21 protein-coding genes and 1 pseudogene are annotated in these 22,594 nt (G+C 59.6%); 18 read left to right on the top strand and 4 right to left on the bottom strand.

What is annotated here, in order from left to right:
• Window positions 1-132: 132 nt before the first annotated feature.
• Window positions 133-1,143, top strand: coding sequence for a class 1 fructose-bisphosphatase (locus FPT12_RS13305; protein ID WP_145016671.1), 1,011 nt, complete (start codon window positions 133-135; stop codon window positions 1,141-1,143).
• A 3-nt stretch (window positions 1,144-1,146) separates the two neighbouring features.
• A complete protein-coding gene (locus FPT12_RS13300) occupies window positions 1,147-1,749 on the top strand; it encodes a DUF924 family protein (RefSeq protein ID WP_145016670.1) in 603 nt (200 codons plus the stop codon).
• Between the two features lie 47 nt (window positions 1,750-1,796).
• On the opposite strand, the gene FPT12_RS28360 is transcribed toward FPT12_RS13300, so the two are convergent.
• The 3 genes and pseudogenes from FPT12_RS28360 to FPT12_RS27665 all read right to left on the bottom strand — a co-directional run bounded on the left by FPT12_RS28360 (window position 1,797) and on the right by FPT12_RS27665 (window position 3,942).
• A complete protein-coding gene (locus tag FPT12_RS28360; protein WP_371922554.1) occupies window positions 1,797-2,561 on the bottom strand; it encodes a methyl-accepting chemotaxis protein in 765 nt (254 codons plus the stop codon).
• A gap of 93 nt (window positions 2,562-2,654) precedes the next feature.
• Window positions 2,655-3,677 (bottom strand): annotated as a pseudogene (locus FPT12_RS28355) (cache and HAMP domain-containing protein); the annotation flags it as partial.
• Between the two features lie 85 nt (window positions 3,678-3,762).
• Window positions 3,763-3,942 carry a hypothetical protein gene (locus FPT12_RS27665; RefSeq protein WP_178098745.1) on the bottom strand — a complete coding sequence of 60 codons (180 nt, stop codon included), beginning with the start codon at window positions 3,940-3,942 and terminating at the stop codon, window positions 3,763-3,765.
• A gap of 28 nt (window positions 3,943-3,970) precedes the next feature.
• Between FPT12_RS27665 and FPT12_RS13290 the strand changes: the two genes are divergently transcribed.
• Window positions 3,971-4,225 (top strand): hypothetical protein, encoded by a 255-nt coding sequence (locus FPT12_RS13290; RefSeq protein ID WP_007933963.1) that lies wholly within the window; start codon window positions 3,971-3,973, stop codon window positions 4,223-4,225.
• A 31-nt stretch (window positions 4,226-4,256) separates the two neighbouring features.
• Complete coding sequence (locus FPT12_RS13285; RefSeq protein ID WP_145016668.1) at window positions 4,257-4,826, top strand: lipocalin family protein; 570 nt, start codon at window positions 4,257-4,259, stop codon at window positions 4,824-4,826.
• A 119-nt stretch (window positions 4,827-4,945) separates the two neighbouring features.
• Here FPT12_RS13285 and FPT12_RS13280 read toward each other — a convergent pair whose 3' ends face one another.
• The gene (locus FPT12_RS13280) at window positions 4,946-6,310 is read right to left on the bottom strand and encodes a formimidoylglutamate deiminase (protein ID WP_145016667.1); all 1,365 of its coding nucleotides are present in this window, start codon (window positions 6,308-6,310) and stop codon (window positions 4,946-4,948) included.
• Between the two features lie 347 nt (window positions 6,311-6,657).
• On the opposite strand from FPT12_RS13280, the gene hutC reads away from it, so the two are divergent.
• The 14 genes from hutC (at window position 6,658) to dtd (ending at window position 22,367) form a co-directional block, all read left to right on the top strand.
• Window positions 6,658-7,326 (top strand): histidine utilization repressor, encoded by a 669-nt coding sequence (gene hutC / locus FPT12_RS13275; RefSeq protein WP_236721995.1) that lies wholly within the window; start codon window positions 6,658-6,660, stop codon window positions 7,324-7,326.
• A gap of 40 nt (window positions 7,327-7,366) precedes the next feature.
• A complete protein-coding gene (locus tag FPT12_RS13270; RefSeq protein ID WP_145016666.1) occupies window positions 7,367-7,939 on the top strand; it encodes a HutD family protein in 573 nt (190 codons plus the stop codon).
• Window positions 7,940-8,377: 438 nt separating this feature from the next.
• Window positions 8,378-10,066 carry a urocanate hydratase gene (hutU, locus tag FPT12_RS13265; RefSeq protein ID WP_145016665.1) on the top strand — a complete coding sequence of 563 codons (1,689 nt, stop codon included), beginning with the start codon at window positions 8,378-8,380 and terminating at the stop codon, window positions 10,064-10,066.
• A 46-nt stretch (window positions 10,067-10,112) separates the two neighbouring features.
• Window positions 10,113-11,579: a cytosine permease gene (locus FPT12_RS13260; protein WP_145016664.1), complete on the top strand. Its 1,467-nt coding sequence runs from the start codon at window positions 10,113-10,115 to the stop codon at window positions 11,577-11,579.
• Between the two features lie 170 nt (window positions 11,580-11,749).
• Entirely contained in the window at window positions 11,750-12,601 is an 852-nt protein-coding gene (locus FPT12_RS13255; RefSeq protein WP_145016663.1) for a proline/glycine betaine ABC transporter permease, read from the top strand.
• The gene (locus FPT12_RS13250) at window positions 12,598-13,422 is read left to right on the top strand and encodes a glycine betaine/L-proline ABC transporter ATP-binding protein (RefSeq protein ID WP_145016662.1); all 825 of its coding nucleotides are present in this window, start codon (window positions 12,598-12,600) and stop codon (window positions 13,420-13,422) included. Before FPT12_RS13255 ends, FPT12_RS13250 begins: the two co-directional genes overlap by 4 nt.
• Before the next feature lie 215 nt (window positions 13,423-13,637).
• The gene (hutH, locus tag FPT12_RS13245; RefSeq protein ID WP_145016661.1) at window positions 13,638-15,170 is read left to right on the top strand and encodes a histidine ammonia-lyase; all 1,533 of its coding nucleotides are present in this window, start codon (window positions 13,638-13,640) and stop codon (window positions 15,168-15,170) included.
• A gap of 108 nt (window positions 15,171-15,278) precedes the next feature.
• Entirely contained in the window at window positions 15,279-16,685 is a 1,407-nt protein-coding gene (locus FPT12_RS13240; protein WP_145016660.1) for an amino acid permease, read from the top strand.
• A 16-nt stretch (window positions 16,686-16,701) separates the two neighbouring features.
• On the top strand, window positions 16,702-17,907 hold the full coding sequence (hutI, locus tag FPT12_RS13235) for an imidazolonepropionase (protein ID WP_145016659.1): 1,206 nt from the start codon (window positions 16,702-16,704) through the stop codon (window positions 17,905-17,907).
• 10 nt (window positions 17,908-17,917) lie between these two features.
• Window positions 17,918-18,721 (top strand): N-formylglutamate deformylase, encoded by an 804-nt coding sequence (gene hutG, locus FPT12_RS13230; RefSeq protein ID WP_145016658.1) that lies wholly within the window; start codon window positions 17,918-17,920, stop codon window positions 18,719-18,721.
• A 237-nt stretch (window positions 18,722-18,958) separates the two neighbouring features.
• Entirely contained in the window at window positions 18,959-19,906 is a 948-nt protein-coding gene (locus FPT12_RS13225) for a choline ABC transporter substrate-binding protein (RefSeq protein WP_145016657.1), read from the top strand.
• 15 nt (window positions 19,907-19,921) lie between these two features.
• Entirely contained in the window at window positions 19,922-20,857 is a 936-nt protein-coding gene (locus FPT12_RS13220) for an alpha/beta hydrolase (RefSeq protein ID WP_145016656.1), read from the top strand.
• 104 nt (window positions 20,858-20,961) lie between these two features.
• On the top strand, window positions 20,962-21,933 hold the full coding sequence (gene pip / locus FPT12_RS13215) for a prolyl aminopeptidase (protein WP_054595195.1): 972 nt from the start codon (window positions 20,962-20,964) through the stop codon (window positions 21,931-21,933).
• Window positions 21,930-22,367 carry a D-aminoacyl-tRNA deacylase gene (gene dtd, locus FPT12_RS13210; protein WP_145016655.1) on the top strand — a complete coding sequence of 146 codons (438 nt, stop codon included), beginning with the start codon at window positions 21,930-21,932 and terminating at the stop codon, window positions 22,365-22,367. Before pip ends, dtd begins: the two co-directional genes overlap by 4 nt.
• The last annotated feature ends 227 nt before the right edge of the window (window positions 22,368-22,594 follow it).

Raw genomic sequence — 22,594 nt, 5'->3', positions numbered from 1 at the left:
CAGGCGCATTTGCAGCTACGCTCAACCCCGCGCATGAACTCTATTCAGTGAATCTCGTCTGATAAGAGGAATTGCGCACCGACTCGCGTTAAACTGCGCGGGTTTTTAGCCCCCATTCCTTCGGAGCCTTCCATGTCCCGCGTTACCTTGAGTCGCTATCTGATTGAGCAGACCCGTAGCAACAACACTCCTGCCGATCTGCGCTTTCTGATCGAAGTCGTGGCGCGTGCTTGCAAGGAAATCAGCCACGCCGTTTCCAAAGGCGCCCTGGGCGGCGTTCTGGGCAGCATGGGCACTGAAAACGTGCAAGGCGAAGTCCAGAAGAAACTCGACGTGCTCTCCAACGAAATCCTGCTCGAAGCCAACGAATGGGGCGGTCACCTGGCCGGCATGGCGTCCGAAGAAATGGACAACGCCTACCAGATTCCGGGCAAATACCCGAAAGGCGCGTACCTGCTGGTATTCGACCCGCTGGACGGTTCGTCGAACATCGATATCAACGCGCCGGTCGGTACTATCTTTTCGGTGCTGCGTTGCCCGAACGAATACCTGAGCCAGAACGAACCCTTGAACGAAAAGGCGTTCCTGCAGCCAGGCACCCAACAGGTAGCCGCCGGTTATGCCATCTACGGCCCGCAAACCATGCTGGTGCTGACCCTGGGTGATGGCGTGAAAGGCTTTACCCTCGACCGTGAAATGGGCAGCTTCGTGCTGACCCATGAAGACATCCAGATCCCGTCCTCCACTCAGGAATTCGCGATCAACATGTCCAACCAGCGTCACTGGGAAGCGCCGGTACAGCGCTACGTCGGCGAGTTGCTGGCAGGTGAAGCCGGTCCGCTTAAAAAGAACTACAACATGCGCTGGGTCGCCGCGATGGTCGCCGACGTGCACCGCATCCTGACCCGTGGTGGCCTGTTCATGTACCCACGTGACAGCCGCGAGCCCTCCAAGCCGGGCAAACTGCGTTTGATGTACGAAGCCAACCCGATGTCGTTCCTGGTTGAACAGGCCGGCGGCGCGTCCACCGACGGTCACCAGCGCATTCTCGACATCCAGCCCGAAGGCCTGCACCAGCGTGTAGCGGTGTTCCTGGGCTCGAAAGAAGAAGTTGAACGCGTCACGGCTTACCACAAGGAATAAACCATGAGCGCGCCCTGGCAGCCGTTGCTCGAATGGTGGTTCGGTTCAGCCGAAGCACCTAATGACGTAGCGGCTGACAAGGGCACGTTGTGGTTCGGCAAGCGTGACAGCCAGGACCTCGAAGCGCGCACGCGTTTCGGGGATCTGGTGGAACAGGCACTGGCCGGCGGATTGACCGAGTGGACGCAATGTCCCGACGGTTGGCTGGCCCTGGTGTTATTGCTTGATCAGTTACCGCGGATGATTTTTCGCGAAGCCCCCAAATCCTTTGCAGGCGACTTGAGAGTCCAGGCTCTGGTAGCGCAAGGCATTGCCGCGGATCTCGATCGGCAACTGCTGCCTATCCAGCGGGTGTTCATCTACCTGGTGTTCGAGCATTGCGAGCATCTGGCGGTGCAAAACGAAGCCATCTCACGCTTTGCCGACTTGCTGGCTCAGCAACCTGAGGCGGATCGTGCGGTGTTTGCCGATAACCTCGATTACGCCGAACGGCATCAGAAGATCATCGCAAGGTTTGGGCGCTTTCCCCATCGCAATGCGATTCTTGGGCGGGAGAGTACGCCTGAAGAGTTGGCGTTTTTGAGCGGGCCGGGGTCGCGGTTTTAGTCACAGATCGTTCCCACGCAGAGCATGGGAACGATCATCGTCTACCTTTAAATCCTGAAACTCCCCACCAACTGCTTCAACCGCGCCGCCTGCTGCTCAAGATCGGCGCACGCGCGCAGGGTCGATTGCAGGTTTTCCACGCCTTCCTGATTCAGGGTGTTGATCTCGGTAATGTCGACGTTGAGCGATTCGACCACGGCGGTTTGCTCTTCGGTGGCGGTGGCCACCGACTGGTTCATGCCGTCGATCTCGCCGATGCGCTGGGTCACGCTGCCCAGGCGCTCACCGGCCTGGTTAGCGATGACGACGCTGCTTTCGCTCTGGCGCTGACTGTCGGTCATGATGGCGACGGCCTCACGGGCGCCGACTTGCAACTCTTCAATCATCTTCTGCACTTGCTGCGCCGAGTCCTGGGTGCGATGTGCGAGGTTGCGTACTTCGTCGGCAACGACTGCGAATCCACGTCCGGCCTCACCCGCGCGAGCGGCTTCGATCGCGGCGTTGAGGGCCAGCAGGTTGGTTTGCTGGGAGATGCTGGTGATGACTTCGAGAATCTGCCCGATGTTCACCGTGTTGCTGTTCAGCGTTTCGATGTTGCCGCATGAGTCGCTGATTTTTGCCGACAGCTGCTGCATCGCCGCGATGGTTTTATCCACCACTTGCTGACCGTCTTCAGCCAGGCTGCGGGCATCGCTGGAATGTTGCGAGGCGAGGGCGGCGTTCTGGGCGATTTCCTCGGCGGCGGCGCCAAGCTGGTTGATCGCCGCGGCCACGCTGCTGGTGCGCGAGGCTTGCTGGTCGGAATTGAACATCGACGAGTTGGAGGCGCTGACGACTCGCAGGGCGACTTCGTTGACTTGGCCGGTGGCCGACGACACTTCGCGGATCGAGGTGTGAATACGCTCGACGAAGCGGTTGAACGAAGTGCCCAGCGCCCCGAATTCGTCCTGGCCATGAATGGTCAGGCGTTTGGTCAGGTCGCCTTCGCCTTCGGCGATGTCATGCATGGCGCGGCCCATGGTCAGCAGGGGTTGCATGAGGACGCGGATCAGCATGCCAAGCAGCGTGATGATGATCACCACGGCAATCACCATGGCAATGATCGCCGAGGTGCGGAACTCACTGAGCATCGAGAACGCGGTGTCCTGGTCGAGCACCAATGCCACGTACCAGTCAGCCGACGGCACGCCGTTGACGTGGGTGAACGAGATGAATTGGCTCTTGCCGTCCACCTCGACTTCCTTCATACCGGGGCTGACCTTTGGCGCACCAGCGGGATAGGCCTCGGTGAGGTTTTTAAGCACCAGTTTGCTGTCCGGGTGAATCAGGATCTTGCCATCGGCGCTGACGATGAACGCGTGGCCGTGGCCGCCGAAGTTCAGCGAGTTGATGATCGCGCTGACGCTGCTCAGGTCGATGTCTGCACCGGCCACGCCAATCATCTGGTTCTGATGCTGTACCGGCGTGGCAACAGTGATTACCAGCTTGCCCGATGACGCGGCGATGTACGGTTCGGTGACGATGGTCTGCTGTGCGCTGTTGGCGGCTTTGTACCAGCCACGGGCGCGTGGGTCGTAGTCCGCCGCACGATTGCCGGCCGGTACCGAGAACATTACGCCGTCGGCACCGCCGAAGTAGCTCAACTGAAAGTTGCTGGTGTAGGCCGGCAGGCCGACCGCGCGTTTCAGGCTGTCCAGCGCCGGGCCGTCGACGGCCACTTGCTGGGCCAGCGATTGCAGCAACTGGATGCGGCTTTCCAGCCAGGTCTGGATGTTGCTGGTGGTCAGGCTGCCGAGTTCCTGCATCGAGGACTCGGTACTGTTGCGCAGGGTTTGGCGCTGACGGTAGTCGTTGAACAGAATGAAACAGGCGAACGCTACCGCGACCACAAGGGCAGCGGCGAGCAGGATCTTGTGGCTGAACTTCATGTTTCTGGTCATTAAAGGCGCTACCGCGAGAGGACTGATCAACGAGGAGCGTCAAATTGCCACAGGAGAGGGCTTGGCGCTGCTTCTATGTCGACAGGGCGGCGCCAAAGATTAGGCGGGTTTTACGAAAACCGACGAAATGCCGGGCAATGAGAAAAAACGCCCGATTTTGGGGCGAAATGCCGATTTTGCCATTCAAGAAATACCCGGTACCGGTGGGAACCAGACGGGGGTTTTCTCTTCTAAGCTTCTGGTTGGCAGCCATGCCTTCCCCTCTTTCCAGGAGTTACACCATGTCGCTGCGATCTATCGCCTTGCTGTCGTTTTGCGTGCTGTTGGCCGCCTGCAGCAAAATCAACCAGGAAAACTACTCGAAACTGTCGACGGGCATGCCCAAGGCCGAGGTCGAAACCTTGCTGGGTAAACCTGCTGACTGTTCTGGCGCGTTGGGCATGTCCAGCTGCACCTGGGGCGACAAGAACAGCTTTATCAGCGTGCAGTATGCCGGTGACAAAGTGCTGATGTTTTCCGGGCAAGGCCTGAAGTAAACCGGGGCCAAACGCCCACGGGAGAAGAATAATGATGCGGTTAGTAATAGTTCTTTTGGCCGGTCTGTTGTTGGCCGGCTGCGCCACTTCTGGCGATGATTCGCTGGCGCCGAAAACGGCCCATAGCGTCAGCCTCAAGCGTTATCAGGGCAAATGGTACGAGTTGGCGCGCATGCCCATGTACTTCCAGCGTAACTGCGCGCAATCCGAAGCCCATTACACCCTCAAGACCGACGGTGACATGGACGTGTTGAACCGTTGCCTGACCCCCGAGTGGAAATGGGAAGAGGCCAAGGGCACCGCAACGCCGCAGATTCCCGGCAAGAACGACAAGCTGTGGGTGAACTTCGATAACTGGTTTACCCGGTTGTTGCCAGGTATGAGCAAGGGTGATTACTGGGTGCTGTATGTCAGCGATGACTACCAGACCGCGATTGTCGGTAGCCCCAATCGGCGCAACCTGTGGTTGCTGTCACGCAAGCCGGAAGTCAACGCCGATACCCGCGAGGAACTGCTGAGCAGGGCGCGTCAGCAGGGTTACGACACCACACGCCTGATCTGGCGAGTGTCGGATACCAAAATGGCCCAGACCTCGAAATAACAGGCTGATCATTCCCACGCTCCGCGTGGGAATGCAGCCCGGGACGCTCCGCGTCCCATTTAAAAGCCGAACGCAGAGCGTCCGTTGAGGCATTCCCACGCAGAGCGTGGGAACAATCATTAGCCCAAAAGGTCGCGCAGGACTTGGGTGAAGGCCCGGTTACTGTCTTCTTCGCCAGCGTGATGCCCGTCGCGTACTACCCACTTGCCGTTCACCAGCACATCACGGACCTGGCGGTCGCCACCGGCGAACAGCCAACGGTTCAGAATCCCGTCGCCACTGGCGGTTGCCAGGTAAGGGTCGTTGCCGTCGAGCACCAGCCAATCGGCGCGTTTGCCGACTTCCAATGCGCCAATCGGCTGGCCCAGCGCCTGTGCGCCACCGTCGAGTGCGGCGTCGTACAGGGTGCGCCCGACCATCGGCTGATCGGCACCATACAAGCGATTACGTCGCTGATCGCGCAGGCGCTGGCCGTATTCCAGCCAGCGCAATTCTTCCACCACGCTCAGCGACACATGGCTGTCAGAGCCAATGCCCGTGCGCCCGCCTTGGGCGAGGAAGTCCACGGCCGGGAAAATCCCGTCACCCAGGTTGGCCTCGGTGGTCAGGCACAAACCGGCGATGGCGCGACTCTTGGCCATCAGGCTGACTTCTTCCGGGTTGGCGTGGGTCGCGTGGACCAGGCACCAGCGCTGATCGACATCGGTATTTTCATACAGCCATTGCAGCGGACGGCGACCACTCCAGGTCAGGCAGTCGTCGACTTCCTTTTGTTGCTCGGCGATGTGGATATGCACGGGGCAGTGTTTATCGCTGGCTGCCAGCACTTCGCTGATCTGCTGCGGGGTAACCGCGCGCAACGAGTGGAAGCACAGGCCCAGTTGTTGCGCCGGTTGCTGCGCCAGCAGTGGCTGCAAGCGGGCTTGTAGCTTCAGGTAGTTTTCAGTGCTGTTGATGAAGCGTCGCTGGCCTTCATTGGGCGCCAGACCACCGAAACCAGAGTGGCTGTAGAGTACGGGCAGCAAGGTCAGGCCGATGCCGGAAGCGCTGGCGGCCTGACTGATTTGCAACGACAGCTCGGCCGGGTCTGCGTACGGATGACCGTTGTGGTCGTGGTGCACGTAATGGAATTCGGCGACCGAGGTGTAACCGGCCTTGAGCATTTCGATGTAGAGCTGGCGGGCGATGATCCCGAGTTGTTCCGGACTGATTTTTCCGACGAGGCGATACATCAGATCGCGCCAGGTCCAGAAACTGTCGTTCGGATTACCCGCCACTTCGGCCAAGCCAGCCATCGCCCGCTGGAACGCGTGGGAGTGCAGATTCGGCATGCCCGGCAGCAGCGGACCGTTCAGCCGTTCGGCGCCTTCAGCGCTGGCATCGGCCTGGATGTGGGTCAGCAGGCCATCGGCACTGACCTCAAGACGTACATTGTTAGCCCATCCATTAGGCAGTAGCGCGCGTTCGGCAAAGAAGGCGGACATGGTTCAGCACCCCATCGTGTGTTATTTGTATATACATATACAGACGTTTGCCTGCTCGGTAAACTCCGGCAAGCTAGTGGCCTGTACGGTTTGTTCGTTAGTTCAAGGTCGGATGCCAGAAATCCATAGCCAAGGCGCTGTGACGAGTCATAGCCCGCTATGGCGAGGAACAGCAACGCAGGATATGGGTTTCTGGCGCCGAACTGGACTAACAGAACTAACCACACAGGCCACTCTCTACTTTCATCAACGAACAAGGATTTCCTGTGCCGACTCCGCCTGTAGTTTCACCGCTGAGTGCCAATCTGGGCGACAGTCCGGCGCCCTTGTACGCTCGCGTCAAACAGATGATCACCCAGCAAATCGACAGTGGAAACTGGCCGCCGCACTACCGCGTGCCGTCGGAAAGCGAACTGGTCAGCCAGTTGGGTTTCAGCCGCATGACCATCAATCGCGCGCTGCGCGAGATGACGACTGACGGCCTGTTGGTGCGTATGCAGGGCGTCGGCACCTTTGTCGCCGAACCCAAGAGCCAGTCCGCGCTGTTCGAAGTGCATAACATTGCCGACGAAATCGCCTCCCGTGGCCATCGCCACACCTGCAAGGTCATCACTCTGGAAGAAGAGGCTGCCGGTTCCGAACGCGCCCTGGCACTGGACATGCGCGAAGGCCAGAAGGTCTTCCACTCGTTGATCGTGCATTTCGAGAACGATATTCCCGTGCAAATCGAGGACCGCTTCGTCAACGCCCTGGTCGCGCCGGAATACCTCAAGCAAGACTTTACCCTGCAAACGCCTTACGCCTATCTGAATCAGGTTGCGCCATTGACCGAAGGCGAGCATGTGGTCGAAGCGATTCTTGCCGAGCCTTCCGAATGCAAATTGCTGCAGATCGAAAAAGGCGAGCCGTGCCTGCTGATCCGCCGTCGGACCTGGTCCGGGCGTCAGCCAGTGACGGCCGCTCGTCTGATCCACCCCGGTTCCCGCCATCGTCTGGAAGGGCGGTTTCACAAATAAAGAGCCACAAATAAAGAGCCATAAATAATAAGAGGCCCAAATGAGTCAGTTGAACGTTTTGCGCGCGGCGAATTATCCGCGCATGCCGTGGAAAAACGGCGGCGGCAGCACTGAAGAAATCACCCGCGATGCAGGCACCGGCCTGGATGGCTTTGGCTGGCGCCTGTCGATTGCCGATATCGGTGAGTCGGGCGGGTTCTCGACCTTTGCAGGTTACGAGCGGGTTATCACCGTGCTGCAGGGCGAAGGCATGACCTTGACGGTCGACGGCCAGAACACGCGATCACTGTTACCGCTGGACCCGTTTGCGTTCAGTGGCGAAAGCCATGTTTCGTGCACGCTGCTTGGCGGTGCGATCCGCGACTTCAACCTGATTTATGCGCCGAATCGCTACCAGGCGCGGTTGCAGTGGCTGAAGAGCGAGCAACGGTTTTTCAGTTCGAGCGGAACGCTGCTGATTTTCAGCGCGGCCGATGCGCTTGAAGTTCGAATTGATGGCAATGCGGCCCATGCACTGGGTCGTCATGATTGCCTGCAACTGAACGGTAACACCGGGCTGCTGGATGTTTCCGTCAACGGCCAGTGCTGCGTGATTGAGCTGACAGCGCTCTGATTCAACACCTACTCTGATCGTTCCCACGCTCCAGCGTGGGAATGCATCCCGTGGCAGCTTTACCACGCAGAGCGTGGGAACGATCATCCTCGCCGTTTCCCTGTGCGCACCAATTTGTTACCGAAAACCCCAGCGTGGCGCAAAGCCGCGCTCAGGTAACATCTGTCACTCCTCGAAAAATCCATCCTCAAAAAATATCGACAGCCGCAAAACCCTTGTCCCAAGGGCTTTTCAGCCGGATTCAGCACTTTGTTGAAGCGTCATCCAGAAAGTTGGCCGCTTGATTGCATATGCTTGTATGTACAAGTAAAGACGTATGCGTATGAGTCACGAAGACTCGACCATCGTCCACTGATTCGCCGGTGTGCACCATCTGCACATTGGCTTGCTCGCCCACTGCCTGGGCTGGTTTGGATTGATTGCTGAGGAGTTTTTTTCGTGACTGACAATACCCAGAAAACAACGAAATACCGTGACGTTGAAATCCGTGCTGCCCGCGGCAACAAGCTGACCGCCAAGAGCTGGCTGACCGAAGCGCCGCTGCGCATGTTGATGAACAACCTCGACCCGGAAGTGGCCGAGAACCCTAAAGAACTGGTGGTTTATGGTGGTATCGGTCGCGCGGCGCGTAACTGGGAATGCTACGACAAGATCGTCGAGAGCCTGACCAACCTGAATGACGACGAAACCCTGCTGGTGCAATCCGGCAAGCCGGTCGGCGTATTCAAGACCCACAGCAACGCGCCACGCGTGCTGATCGCCAACTCCAACCTGGTGCCACACTGGGCAAGCTGGGAACACTTCAACGAACTCGACGCCAAAGGCCTGGCCATGTATGGCCAGATGACTGCCGGCAGCTGGATCTACATCGGCAGCCAGGGCATCGTTCAGGGCACCTACGAAACTTTCGTTGAGGCCGGTCGCCAGCACTACAACGACAACCTCACCGGTCGCTGGGTCCTGACCGCCGGTCTGGGCGGCATGGGTGGCGCTCAACCACTGGCCGCTACCCTGGCCGGCGCGTGCTCGCTGAACATCGAATGCCAACAAGTGAGCATCGATTTCCGTCTGAAAAGCCGTTATGTCGACGAGCAGGCCAAAGACCTCGACGACGCGCTGGCGCGCATCGCCAAATACACCAAAGAAGGCAAAGCGACTTCCATCGCCCTGCTGGGTAACGCGGCAGAAATCCTGCCGGAATTGGTCCGTCGCGGTGTGCGTCCGGACATGGTCACCGACCAGACCAGCGCCCACGATCCGCTGAACGGCTACCTGCCAGCCGGCTGGACCTGGGAAGAGTATCGCGCTCGCGCCAAGACCGAACCGGCTGCTGTGATCAAAGCCGCCAAGCAATCGATGGCCGTGCACGTCAAAGCGATGCTCGACTTCCAGAAGCAAGGCATCCCGACTTTCGACTACGGCAACAACATCCGTCAGATGGCGCAAGAAGAAGGCGTCGAGAACGCATTCGACTTCCCGGGCTTCGTACCGGCCTACATCCGTCCACTGTTCTGCCGTGGTATCGGTCCATTCCGTTGGGCTGCACTGTCGGGTAACGCTGAAGACATCTACAAAACCGACGCCAAGGTCAAAGAGCTGATCCCGGACGACGCCCACCTGCACAACTGGTTGGACATGGCGCGCGAGCGCATCAGCTTCCAGGGTCTGCCGGCACGTATCTGCTGGGTTGGCCTGGGCCTGCGCGCCAAGTTGGGCCTGGCGTTCAACGAAATGGTCCGCAGCGGCGAGCTGTCGGCACCGATCGTGATCGGCCGCGACCACCTGGACTCCGGTTCGGTGTCGAGCCCTAACCGCGAAACCGAATCCATGCAGGACGGTTCCGATGCCGTGTCCGACTGGCCACTGCTCAACGCCTTGCTCAACACCGCGAGCGGCGCGACCTGGGTTTCCCTGCACCACGGCGGCGGCGTCGGCATGGGCTTCTCCCAGCACTCGGGCATGGTGATTGTCTGCGACGGTACTGACGAAGCGGCCGAGCGTATCGCTCGCGTGCTGCACAACGACCCGGCCACCGGTGTAATGCGTCACGCCGATGCCGGTTACCAGATCGCTATCGACTGTGCCAAGGAGCAGGGCCTGAACCTGCCGATGATCACCGGTAAATAACGCAACACCCGCCTCAACTCTAAAAACAATCCACAGAGGTTGAACCATGGCTAATGATGATCGTGCACGCAGTAAGCCGTTGATCGAGAAACGTTCGATCGACTACATCCCGGAAGCGGAAAGACACGGTCGTCTATTGAGTCAGTTCACCCTGTGGTTGGGTGCCAACCTGCAAATCACCGCGATTGTGACGGGTGCATTGGCGGTGGTACTGGGCGGGGATGTGTTCTGGTCGTTGATCGGTTTGCTGATCGGCCAATTGCTCGGCGGTGGCGTCATGGCGCTGCACGCAGCCCAAGGTCCACAACTCGGCTTGCCGCAAATGATCTCCAGCCGCGTGCAGTTTGGCGTGTATGGGGCAGTGATTCCGCTGGTGCTGGTGTGCCTGATGTACATCGGCTTCTCGGCCAGCGGCTCCTTGCTGGCGGGGCAAGCGGTCGCGCAGTTGCTGCACGTAGAGGACTGGGTCGGTATCACGTTGTTCGCAGGCTCGATCATGATCTTCACCATGTTCGGCTATCGGGTGATCCATGGCATTGGCCGGGTCGCCAGTGTGCTGGGCGTGGTGGCGTTCATCTACCTGTTCTACAAACTGCTGGCCGGCAACGACATCAGTGCGCTGTTGGGCAACAAGCATTTCTCTGTGGCGAGTTTCCTGTTGGCGGTGTCGCTGTCGGCGTCCTGGCAGATTGCGTTTGGCCCTTATGTGGCGGATTACTCGCGTTACCTGCCGCGCAGCACCTCTGCGTCGAAAACCTTCTGGGCCGTTGGCCTGGGGTCGGTGATCGGTGCACAGGCGTCGATGGTCTTCGGCGTCTTCGCCGCAGCCCTGGCCGGTTCGCAGTTCGCTCACCACGAGGTGTCGTTCATTGTCAGCCTGGGCGGTACCGGGATTGTCGCTGCACTGCTGTACTTCGCCGTGGCCTTCGGCAAAGTCACCGTGACCACGTTGAACGCCTACGGCAGCTTCATGTCGATCGCGACGATCATCAGCGGCTTCCGTGGCAGCCGCCACATTGGAAGCGGCGTGCGCCTGCTGTACATCTTCATCATGGTGTCGCTCGCTGCTGCACTGGCATTGCTCGGCAAGGACTCGTTCCTCAAGGAATTCTCCGCGTTCATCCTGTTCCTGCTGGCGTTCTTCACGCCGTGGAGCGCGATCAACCTGGTGGACTTCTACTGCATCACCAAAGAGCGCTATGACATTCCGGCACTGTCCAACCCCGAGGGTCGCTACGGTCGCTGGAACATCATGGGCATCAGCATTTACGTGTTCGGCGTGTTGATTCAAATGCCGTTCATTTCCACCCACTTCTACACCGGCCCTCTGGTCGCGAGCCTCGGCGATACCGACATCTCGTGGATCATCGGTCTGGTGGTTCCGGCGGCGATGTACTACTTCGCTGCCAGGAAGTGGCATAGCGCAGTACCTGATCGCCTGATACTGCCGGTTGAGCAGGGCGAGGCTGTAAAAGTGAAAACAAGTGGGGCGGATAGCGTTGCAGCAATCTGACTGGACGAAACTGGCGAAGATCTTCATGAAGGCACATCCTGAGATCTGGCAGTTGCGGGTCACCACCGACACTGCCAGGAAAATCAACGCGGAACTGTAGGCAGATACCTCCCGGCTCACCGAGAGGCTGGCCGGGACGTTCGCTACATCCACTTGATTGAGAGTCTCTTATGTTTCCTGAAAGCTTCACCTTTTCCATCGCAGACCGGGTCAACGTTTGGGTTGATTCGCTGGTCGTCAACTACGGGGATGTGTTCCGCCACATCTCCGACACCTTGCTCTGGGCCATCGTCAACCTCGAAGGCCTGCTGCGCGCGGCGCCGTGGTGGTTGATGCTGGTGATCGTTGCCGGCATCGCCTGGCACGCCACCCGCAAGCTGGTGACGACGGCGGTGATCGTGGGTTTGCTGTTTCTGGTGGGCGCTGTCGGCCTCTGGGACAAGCTCATGCAAACGTTGGCATTGATGCTGGTGGCGACGGTTATTTCGGTGCTGATCGGCATTCCGTTGGGCATTCTCTCGGCGCGCAGCAATCGCCTGCGTTCAGTGTTGATGCCGCTGCTCGACATCATGCAAACCATGCCCAGCTTCGTGTACCTGATTCCGGTGCTGATGCTGTTCGGTCTGGGCAAGGTCCCGGCGATTTTCGCCACGGTGATCTACGCTGTACCGCCGCTGATTCGTCTGACCGATCTGGGCATTCGCCAGGTCGATCGCGAAGTCATGGAAGCGATCAATGCCTTCGGTGCCAACCGCTGGCAGCAACTGTTTGGCGTGCAACTGCCGCTGGCGCTGCCGAGCATCATGGCCGGGATCAACCAGACCACCATGATGGCTCTGTCGATGGTGGTGATCGCTTCAATGATCGGTGCGCGTGGTCTGGGCGAAGACGTGCTGGTGGGTATCCAGACCCTCAATGTCGGACGCGGTCTTGAAGCCGGTCTGGCGATCGTGATTCTGGCGGTGGTCATTGACCGCATTACTCAAGCCTACGGTCGTCCACGGCATGAGGTGAGCCAATGAACAGCGCCGCCAAGATCGAAGTCAAAAACGTTTTCAAGATTTTCGGTGACCGTTCGGCCGACGCGCTGAACATGATCCGACAGAACAAGAGCAAGGATCAGGTACTGGCCGAGACCGGCTGCGTGATAGGCGTGAATGATCTGTCACTGAGCATCGCTACCGGCGAGATATTCGTGATCATGGGCTTGTCGGGTTCCGGCAAGTCGACACTGGTACGTCACATCAACCGCCTGATCGACCCGACCAGCGGCGTGATCCTGGTGGATGGCGTGGACATCCTGCAATACGACATGGAGGCCCTGCGCGAATTTCGTCGGCACAAGATCAGCATGGTGTTCCAGAGCTTCGGCCTGTTGCCCCACAAGAACGTACTGGACAACGTTGCCTACGGTTTGAAAGTGCGTGGTGAAAGCAAGCAAGTGTGCGCCGAGCGCGCGCAGCACTGGATCAACACCGTGGGCCTTCAAGGCTACGAAAACAAATACCCGCATCAGCTGTCAGGCGGTATGCGTCAGCGTGTGGGCCTGGCCCGCGCCCTGGCGGCGGACACCGACATCATTCTGATGGATGAAGCGTTCAGTGCCCTTGACCCGCTGATCCGCGCCGAGATGCAGGACCAGTTGCTCGAACTGCAACAGACGCTGCACAAGACCATCGTGTTCATCACCCACGACCTCGATGAAGCCGTACGCATTGGCAACCGGATTGCGATTCTCAAGGATGGGCGGTTGATCCAGGTCGGCACGCCGAAAGAGATCCTTCACTCGCCGGCCGATGAATACGTCGACCGGTTTGTCCAGCGTCGTGCGGCGACGGTTTAAGAGAGGTCATGTTCCAGGCTGAATTGATTTTGAAAGACCCGATACTGCTGTAAACCGCGTTACCCAAGCTGTACTGATTTCTACAAAAGCCAGCGTGCCAAGGCGCCACCCCCTCAAGAAGCGGGCAGCGACGGACAACGGAATCATCCGGAGCGTCTGGTTAGTTAACTGCTCTTAATATAAAGAGCATAAAAACTCTCAAAAGGAGAATAAATGTGACTGCTCTGAATCTTATCCCTGGCCAACTGAGTCTTGCCCAACTGCGCGCTGTTTATCAGCAACCGGTCAACGTCCGTCTCGACGACAGTGCCTCGGCCCAAATCGAAGCCAGTGTTGCCTGCGTGGAACAGATCCTCGTGGAAAACCGTACCGCGTACGGCATCAACACCGGTTTCGGCCTGTTGGCTTCGACCCGCATTGCCAGCGAAGACCTGGAAAACCTCCAGCGCTCGCTGGTGCTGTCCCACGCTGCCGGTGTTGGTGAGCCGATCAGCGATGCGTTGGTACGTCTGATCATGGTGCTCAAGGTCAACAGCCTGAGCCGTGGTTTCTCCGGCATTCGCCGGGTGGTGATCGACGCGCTGATCGCTCTGATCAACGCCGAGGTTTACCCGCACATTCCGTTGAAAGGTTCGGTCGGTGCTTCCGGTGACCTCGCGCCGCTGGCCCACATGTCGCTGGTGCTGCTGGGCGAAGGCAAGGCTCGCTACAAAGGCCAATGGCTGCAAGCGACCGAAGCGCTGGAAGTGGCTGGCCTCAAGCCGCTGACTCTGGCGGCCAAAGAAGGTCTGGCGCTGCTTAACGGTACTCAGGTGTCCACCGCTTACGCGCTGCGTGGCCTGTTCGAAGGCGAAGACCTGTTCGCTGGTGCCCTGGCCCTTGGCGGTCTGACCGTTGAAGCGGTGCTGGGCTCGCGCTCGCCGTTCGATGCGCGTATCCACGCGGCTCGTGGCCAAAAAGGCCAGATCGATGCTGCTGCCGCTTACCGCGACCTGCTGGGCGAGCGCAGTGAAGTCTCCGATTCGCACCAGAACTGCGAAAAGGTTCAGGACCCGTACTCGCTGCGCTGCCAGCCACAAGTCATGGGCGCCTGCCTGACTCAGTTCCGTCAGGCCGCTGAAGTGCTGGCGATCGAAGCCAACGCCGTATCGGATAACCCGTTGGTATTCGCTGCTGAAGGTGATGTGATCTCCGGCGGTAACTTCCACGCCGAACCGGTTGCCATGGCGGCCGACAACATGGCTCTGGCCATCGCTGAAATCGGCTCCCTGAGCGAGCGTCGCATCTCGCTGATGATGGACAAGCACATGTCGCAACTGCCGCCGTTCCTGGTGGCCAACGGTGGCGTGAACTCCGGCTTCATGATCGCTCAGGTGACTGCGGCAGCTCTGGCCAGCGAAAACAAGGCACTGGCGCATCCGCATTCGGTAGACAGCCTGCCGACGTCCGCCAACCAGGAAGACCACGTTTCCATGGCCCCGGCCGCTGGCAAGCGTCTGTGGGAAATGGCTGAAAACACTCGCGGCGTTCTGGCTGTCGAGTGGCTGGCTGCCTGCCAGGGCCTGGACCTGCGCGACGGTCTGAAGACTTCGTCGAAACTGGAAAAAGCTCGCAGCACCCTGCGCGCCAAAGTACCGTTCTACGAGAAGGACCGTTTTTTTGCGCCGGACATCAACGCCGCAAGCGAGCTGCTGGCTTCGCGCTGCCTGAATGAGCTGGTGATGGCGAAGTTGCTGCCTAGCCTGTAATGGCCCCATCGCGAGCAGGCTCGCTCCCACAAGGATTACGCTGAACCTGTGGGAGCGAGCCTGCTCGCGATTCGATTTTGCGTCGACAAGAATAACTAAGGACGAGAAATGCAAAAGCCAGCAAACGGCTTGAAACGCGGGCTATCGGCCCGACATATTCGCTTCATGGCGCTGGGGGCGGCGATCGGCACCGGGCTGTTTTACGGTTCTGCCTCGGCCATCCAGATGGCCGGTCCTGCGGTGCTGCTTGCCTACCTGATTGGTGGCGCAGCGGTGTTCATGGTCATGCGCGCCCTTGGCGAGATGGCCGTGCACAACCCGGTCGCAGGTTCTTTCGGTCAATACGCCAGCACTTACCTGGGACCGATGGCAGGCTTCATCCTCGGATGGACGTACGCATTCGAAATGGTCATCGTCGGCATGGCCGACGTCACTGCGTTCGGTATTTACATGGGCTTCTGGTTCCCGGAAGTCTCTCGCTGGATTTGGGTATTGGGCGTCGTTTCCATCGTCGGCGGCTTGAACCTGTGCAACGTCAAAGTCTTCGGTGAAATGGAGTTCTGGCTGTCGCTGCTCAAGGTCGCCGCCATCGTTGCGATGATCCTCGGGGGCTTCGGCATCATGCTGTTCGGTATCAGCACGGCCCCTGGCCAAGTGACCGACATCAGCAACCTCTGGACCCAAGGCGGCTTCATGCCCAATGGCATGGGCGGTCTGATCGCTTCGTTCGCGGTGGTGATGTTTGCGTTTGGCGGTATTGAAATCATTGGCGTCACCGCAGGTGAGGCCAAAGACCCGCAGCACGTGCTGCCTCGTGCAATCAACGCCGTACCGTTGCGGATTCTGCTGTTCTACGTGCTGACGATGGTGGTGCTGATGTCGATCTTTCCTTGGCAGCAGATCGGTGGCCAGGGCAGCCCGTTCGTGCAGATCTTCGATAAGCTGGGGATCAGCTCGGCGGCCACCATCCTTAATATTGTGGTGATTACGGCGGCGATTTCGGCGATCAACAGTGACATCTTCGGCGCTGGCCGCATGATGTTCGGTCTGGCCCAGCAAGGGCACGCACCGAAGGGCTTCGCCCGCCTGTCGCGCAATGGCGTGCCGTGGATGACCGTGGTGGTGATGAGCGTTGCGCTGCTGCTGGGCGTGTTGCTGAACTACCTGATCCCGGAAAACGTCTTTCTGTTGATCGCGTCCATTGCGACCTTCGCTACCGTCTGGGTCTGGCTGATGATTTTGTTCACTCAGGTGGCGATGCGTCGCTCCATGACCGCCGAGCAAGTGGCACAGCTGAAATTCCCGGTACCGTTCTGGCCTTATGCGCCGATGGCGGCGATTGCCTTCATGCTGTTTGTCTTCGGCGTGCTGGGTTATTTCCCGGATACCCAAGCGGCGCTGATCGTCGGCGTGGTCTGGATCGTGTTGCTGGTGCTGGCCTATCTGACGTGGGTCAAACCGGCGGCAGGGCAGGCGGCCCTGGTTGCGCGTGATCCTTCTTTTTCTCATCGATAACTAACGGAGGCCAAGGATGAAAACTCTCTGGCAACACTGCCACGTTGCAAGCATGGCGCAGGGTACTTACTCGATCATCGAGGATGCCGCCATCGTGACGTCAGGAGCGCACATTGAGTGGATCGGCCCACGTAGCGAGCTGCCGTCCGGCGAGTACCCCGAGGTCCATGACCTCGCGGGGGCCTGGGTCACTCCGGGCCTGATCGACTGCCATACCCACACGGTGTTCGGTGGCAACCGCAGCGGCGAGTTCGAGCAACGCCTGCAAGGCGTGAGCTACGCGGAGATCGCAGCGGCCGGTGGTGGCATCGCCAGCACCGTGCGCGCCACGCGTGCGGCGACCGAGGACGCGCTGTTCGCCAGCGCGAAGAAACGTCTGAAAAGCCTGCTGCGTGACGGCGTGACCAGCATCGAGATGAAATCCGGTTATGGCCTCGACCTCGCCAGTGAGCGGAAGATCCTGCGGGTGATCCGTCGTCTCGGCGCCGAACTGCCGGTCAGTGTACGCAGCACCTGCCTGGCCGCTCACGCCTTGCCGCCAGAGTACGCCGACCGCGCCGACGACTACATCGACCATATCTGCAGCGAAATGCTGCCGGCGCTGGCCGCCGAAGGCCTGGTGGATGCGGTGGATGCGTTCTGCGAATACCTGGCGTTTTCGCCAGCGCAGGTCGAGCGCGTGTTCGTCGCCGCGCAGAAGCTCGGTTTGCCGGTGAAGCTGCATGCCGAGCAACTGTCGTCCTTGCACGGCTCCAGCCTGGCGGCGCGTTATCACGCTCTGTCGGCCGACCATCTGGAGTTTATGACCGAAGAGGACGCCATCGCGATGGCGGCCTCCGGGACCGTTGCCGTGTTGCTGCCAGGAGCCTTCTACTTCCTGCGTGAAACCCAATTGCCGCCGATGGATGCCTTGCGCAAGCACAGGGTGAAAATCGCCATTGCCAGCGACCTCAACCCTGGCACCTCGCCGGCGTTGTCGGTTCGGTTGATGTTGAACATGGCCTGCACCTGTTTCCGCATGACCCCGGAAGAGGCGCTGGCCGGCGCGACCATTCATGCCGCCACGGCATTGGGCATGGAGCGCACCCACGGTTCGCTTGAAGTCGGCAAAGTCGCCGACTTCGTGGCCTGGCAGATCGATCGTCCAGCCGACCTGTCGTACTGGTTGGGCGGTGACCTGGAAAAACGCGTCGTGCGTCACGGCGTTGAAGTCGAGTTATAGGAGAGCAGTTGTGGATAAGGTTCTGAACTTCAAACAAGGCCGGGTGCCGCTGCTGATCAGCATGCCTCACGCTGGTGTGCGTCTGACGCCTGCGGTTGAAGCTGGTTTGATCCCTGAGGCACAAAGCCTGCCGGACACTGACTGGCATATTCCCACGCTCTACGAGTTCGCCGCCGAGCTGGGTGCCAGCACCCTGGCCGCCGAGTATTCGCGGTTCGTCATCGACCTCAACCGGCCGTCCGACGACAAGCCGATGTATGTCGGCGCGACGACCGGTTTGTACCCGGCAACGTTGTTCGACGGCGTGCCGTTGTTCCGCGAAGGGCTGGAACCGTCGGTACAGGAGCGCGCGACGTACCTGGAGAACGTCTGGACGCCGTACCACAACACCTTGCAGCAAGAACTGGCGCGGCTGAAAGCCGAGTTCGGTTATGCGCTGTTGTTCGATGCGCATTCGATCCGTTCGGTGATCCCGCACCTGTTTGACGGCAAGCTGCCGGACTTCAATCTCGGCACGTTCAACGGCGCCAGTTGCGATCCACAGCTGGCCAGCCAGCTGGAAGCCATCTGCGCTCGGCACACGGATTACAGCCATGTACTCAATGGGCGTTTCAAGGGCGGCCACATTACCCGTCATTACGGCAACCCGGCCGAGAACATCCATGCGGTGCAGCTGGAGCTGGGGCAGTGCACTTACATGGAAGAGGTCGAACCGTTCCGCTATCGGCCTGACCTGGCGGCACCGACGCAGGTGGTGCTCAAAGAGTTGCTGCAAGGATTGCTGGCCTGGAGGCAGAAGCACTACCCAACGTAACTTGATCGTTCCCACGCTCTGCGTGGGAATGCCTCAAGGGACGCTCCGCGTCCAGTGACGCGGAGCGTCACGGGCTGCATTCCCACGCAGAGCATGGGAACGATCGGTTGCAGTCGCCACTGTGCAAAACACAGTCGCCACAGGGCGTTTTGGCGCAAGCTTGGCTGCGTAACGTTGTGGGCACGGTGCACAAAGACACCGGGCCCACAATAACCTGCTGCCGAGCGAGCCCTCCCGATGAAACGACTGTTCAACCGCTGTCTGTTAATCCTCACCGGCACCGCACTCCTGAGCGCCAACACCTTTGCCAGCGAACCGGCGTCCTGCCAATCCGTGCGCATGGGCGTGGTCAACTGGACCGACGTGATCGCCACCAGTGGCATGGCCGATGTCTTGCTCAGCGGACTTGGCTATGAAAGCAAGCAAACCAGCGCCGTGCAGCAAATCATCTTCGCCGGCATCCGCGACAAACGCCTGGATATCTTCCTCGGCTACTGGAAGCCCGCGATGGACAAGAATATCGCGCCATTCATCGCCGCCAATCAACTCAAAGTCATGGACAAGCCCAGCCTGTCTGACGCCCAGGCCACCCTCGCGGTGCCTGACTATGTCGCGGCAGCGGGCCTGAAAACCTTCGGTGATATCGCCAGATTCAAAGACCAGTTGGGTGCGAAGATTTACGGCATCGAGCCGGGCAGCGGTGCCAACACCACGATCAAAACCATGATCGAGACCAATCACTTCGGCCTCAAGGACTTCAAACTGATCGAGTCTGGCGAGGCCGGGATGCTGGCCGCGGTGCAGCGGGCGGTCAATCGCAAGGAGTTCGTGGTGTTCGTCGGCTGGACCCCGCATCCAATGAACATCAACATGAAGATCAACTACCTGACCGGCAGCGAGGATGTCTACGGCCCTAACGAAGGTGCGGCGACGGTTTCGACCGTGACCGCGCCGGATTATGCCCAGCGTTGCCCGAACGTGAACCGTCTGTTGGAAAACCTGACGTTCACCGCCGCTCAGGAAAGCCAGTTGATGGTGCCGATCATGGAGCGCAAGACTGCACAGGAAGTCGCCCGGCAATGGCTGCGTGACCATCCCGAGGATCTTCAGCGTTGGTTGGCGGGTGTCAGCAGTTTCGATGGCCAGGACGGTGTGAAGGCGGTACAGACCAGCCTGAAGCTCTGAGTGGCCGAGAACCTTATGCCTGACTATCCGATCTCTGCGCAGCTCTCGGCATTTGTCGAGAGAACCCTCAGCTTCAACAGCCCTGACAGCAGCCTGGACGGGCTGCGTCAGGCTTACAGTCGAATGTGCCGGGCATTTACCCCGGCTCGCCCGGACGGGCTGGAGGTCGCGGACTTTACGCTGGAAGGCGTTCGTGTCCGGTCTTACCAGCCAGCGGTTGCGCCGCCGGATTCGGGTTGGCCGTGCATCCTTTATCTGCACGGTGGTGGCTGGGTGGTGGGGGATCTGGACTCGCACGACTTCATCTGCAGTGAGTTGTCGGCGGTTTTGGGCGTGCTGGTGATTGCCGTCGATTACCGACTGGCACCGGAGCATCCATTTCCGGCGGCGTTCGATGACTGCCTGAGCATCTGGCAAGCGTTGTGCGCGGGGGCGGGCCCGTTTGCGTTGGACGCCGGGCGGATGCTGGTGGCCGGTGACAGCGCCGGTGGCAATCTTGCCGCTGCGTTGTGCCTGGCATTGCGTGACCGGGGTGAGCGCCTGCCCTGCGCACAAGTCTTGATTTACCCAGGACTGGGCGGTGACGCCAGGCTTCCATCGCGTAGCGAATGTGCCGACGCGCCGCTACTCAGCAGCAGCGACCTGGATTGCTATCACGCGTTGTACTTGCGCGGTACGCGGCACCCGTCGGCCTACGCCATGCCATTGCTCGCCGATGATTTCAGCGGTTTGCCACCGACGATGATCGCCGTCGCGCAGTTCGACCCGCTACGCGACGACGGCGTCAGTTATGCCCGGCGACTCGAAGCCGCAGAGGGTGAGGTCAGTCTGTATTCGGGCACGGGGCTGATTCACGGGTGTTTGCGGGGCCGGGGCCAGGTTGCGGAAGTGGATCTGCTCTATGAAAACCTGTTGGCATATTTGCAGCGGTTTCTTGTAAGCGAAGTCTGATTTTTTGTGGGCATGCTCATTCAGGTAATTCGGGTTTATGATGCCGGACGGCAGAATAATTGAAGTCCCCCCAGGGATGAACTCGACCCCTTACGGAGCGCGCAATGCAGACTTTGTACCCGCAGATCAAACCCTACGCCCGGCACGATCTGGCCGTCGATGCAATACACACGCTGTATGTCGACGAAAGCGGTTCACCGGAAGGCTTGCCGGTGGTGTTCATTCACGGCGGTCCGGGGGCCGGTTGCGATGCGCAGAGTCGGCGTTACTTCGACCCGAACCTGTATCGCATCGTTACCTTCGATCAGCGCGGCTGCGGTCGTTCCACGCCCCACGCCAACCTCGAAAACAACACCACCTGGGATCTGGTCGCCGACCTTGAGCGGATTCGCCAGCACCTGGGGATCGACAAATGGGTGCTGTTCGGCGGCTCCTGGGGTTCGACCCTGGCCCTGGCCTACGCACAAACCCACCCGGAGCGGGTGCACGGTCTGATCCTGCGCGGGATCTTTCTCTGCCGCCCGCAGGAAATCGAATGGTTCTACCAGGCCGGCGCGAGCCGGCTGTTCCCGGATTACTGGCAGGACTACATCGCGCCGATCCCGCTCGACGAGCGCGACGACCTGCTGAGTGCATTCCACAAACGCCTGATCGGCAACGATCAGATTGCCCAGATGCACGCGGCCAAGGCCTGGTCGACCTGGGAAGGCCGCACGGCGACCTTGCGGCCAAACCCGATGGTGGTCGACCGCTTCTCCGAGCCGCAGCGCGCGTTGTCGATCGCCCGGATCGAATGCCACTACTTCACCAACAACGCGTTCCTCGAGCCAAATCAGCTGATTCGCGACATGGGCAAGATCGCCCATTTGCCCGGCGTCATCGTCCATGGCCGTTACGATGTGATCTGCCCGCTGGATAATGCCTGGGAACTGCATCAGGCCTGGCCGAACAGCGAACTGCAGGTGATCCGCGATGCCGGACACGCGGCGTCCGAGCCGGGCATCACCGATGCATTGGTGCGTGCGGCCAGCCAGATGGCCCGGCGTTTGCTTGATCTGCCGCCTGAAGAAGCATGAAGGGCCTGTTACAACGCGTGCGAAATGCACGCGTCGAAGTGGCGGGGGAGGTTGTTGGCGCTGTAGACCAGGGTTTGCTGGTGCTGGTGGCGGTCGAGCCGCAAGACACTCGGGCCAGCGCCGACAAACTTCTGCATAAGCTGCTTAACTATCGGATATTCAGTGACGCCGAGGGCAAGATGAATCTGTCGTTGGCCGATGTCGGCGGTGGTTTACTGTTGGTCTCGCAGTTCACCCTGGCCGCCGATACCAAAAACGGTTTGCGTCCGAGCTTTTCTACCGCGGCCCCACCGGCCCTGGGAGAGGAGCTTTTTGGCTATATATTAGCCAAAGCGCAGCAGGTTCATGGCAAAGTGGCATCAGGTAGATTTGGCGCAGACATGCAGGTGCATCTGGTCAATGATGGCCCGGTAACCTTCCTGATACAGACCTGAAGACGCTTGAAACATCTTTTCAGGCGTGTTTCGGTCGAAAACAGGGGGTTTTCGCGATAAATACTTTGTTACCCCTGATGCGTTGTAACGCGGCCTACTAGATAATCCCGCGCTACGGGGATCAGCGTTCGTTGGCCCATTTTTGACTTAGGTAGAGACTTGTCCGCAACCGTTTGGGGAATCATTTAGCCCCATCGGAGTCGGAACAATGCTCGCCAACCTGGCAT

Origin of the sequence: Pseudomonas sp. H3(2019), assembly GCF_007713465.1 — a bacterium.
GTDB lineage: Bacteria > Pseudomonadota > Gammaproteobacteria > Pseudomonadales > Pseudomonadaceae > Aquipseudomonas.
This window is presented reverse-complemented; position numbering and strand designations above follow the sequence as displayed.

Bases quoted from the DNA above. Each gene is read 5' to 3' on its own strand.
- FPT12_RS27665 (WP_178098745.1), bottom strand. From the start codon at position 3,942: ATGGCTGCCAACCAGAAGCTTAGAAGAGAAAACCCCCGTCTGGTTCCC.
- FPT12_RS13285 (WP_145016668.1), top strand. From the start codon at position 4,257: ATGATGCGGTTAGTAATAGTTCTTTTGGCCGGTCTGTTGTTGGCCGGC.
- FPT12_RS28360 (WP_371922554.1), bottom strand. From the start codon at position 2,561: ATGTTCAATTCCGACCAGCAAGCCTCGCGCACCAGCAGCGTGGCCGCG.
- FPT12_RS13300 (WP_145016670.1), top strand. From the start codon at position 1,147: ATGAGCGCGCCCTGGCAGCCGTTGCTCGAATGGTGGTTCGGTTCAGCC.
- FPT12_RS13220 (WP_145016656.1), top strand. From the start codon at position 19,922: ATGCCTGACTATCCGATCTCTGCGCAGCTCTCGGCATTTGTCGAGAGA.
- hutI (WP_145016659.1), top strand. From the start codon at position 16,702: ATGAAAACTCTCTGGCAACACTGCCACGTTGCAAGCATGGCGCAGGGT.
- FPT12_RS13270 (WP_145016666.1), top strand. From the start codon at position 7,367: ATGAGTCAGTTGAACGTTTTGCGCGCGGCGAATTATCCGCGCATGCCG.
- FPT12_RS13280 (WP_145016667.1), bottom strand. From the start codon at position 6,310: ATGTCCGCCTTCTTTGCCGAACGCGCGCTACTGCCTAATGGATGGGCT.
- FPT12_RS13305 (WP_145016671.1), top strand. From the start codon at position 133: ATGTCCCGCGTTACCTTGAGTCGCTATCTGATTGAGCAGACCCGTAGC.
- FPT12_RS13260 (WP_145016664.1), top strand. From the start codon at position 10,113: ATGGCTAATGATGATCGTGCACGCAGTAAGCCGTTGATCGAGAAACGT.
- pip (WP_054595195.1), top strand. From the start codon at position 20,962: ATGCAGACTTTGTACCCGCAGATCAAACCCTACGCCCGGCACGATCTG.
- dtd (WP_145016655.1), top strand. From the start codon at position 21,930: ATGAAGGGCCTGTTACAACGCGTGCGAAATGCACGCGTCGAAGTGGCG.
- FPT12_RS13290 (WP_007933963.1), top strand. From the start codon at position 3,971: ATGTCGCTGCGATCTATCGCCTTGCTGTCGTTTTGCGTGCTGTTGGCC.
- hutC (WP_236721995.1), top strand. From the start codon at position 6,658: ATGATCACCCAGCAAATCGACAGTGGAAACTGGCCGCCGCACTACCGC.
- FPT12_RS13250 (WP_145016662.1), top strand. From the start codon at position 12,598: ATGAACAGCGCCGCCAAGATCGAAGTCAAAAACGTTTTCAAGATTTTC.
- FPT12_RS13240 (WP_145016660.1), top strand. From the start codon at position 15,279: ATGCAAAAGCCAGCAAACGGCTTGAAACGCGGGCTATCGGCCCGACAT.
- FPT12_RS13255 (WP_145016663.1), top strand. From the start codon at position 11,750: ATGTTTCCTGAAAGCTTCACCTTTTCCATCGCAGACCGGGTCAACGTT.
- FPT12_RS13225 (WP_145016657.1), top strand. From the start codon at position 18,959: ATGAAACGACTGTTCAACCGCTGTCTGTTAATCCTCACCGGCACCGCA.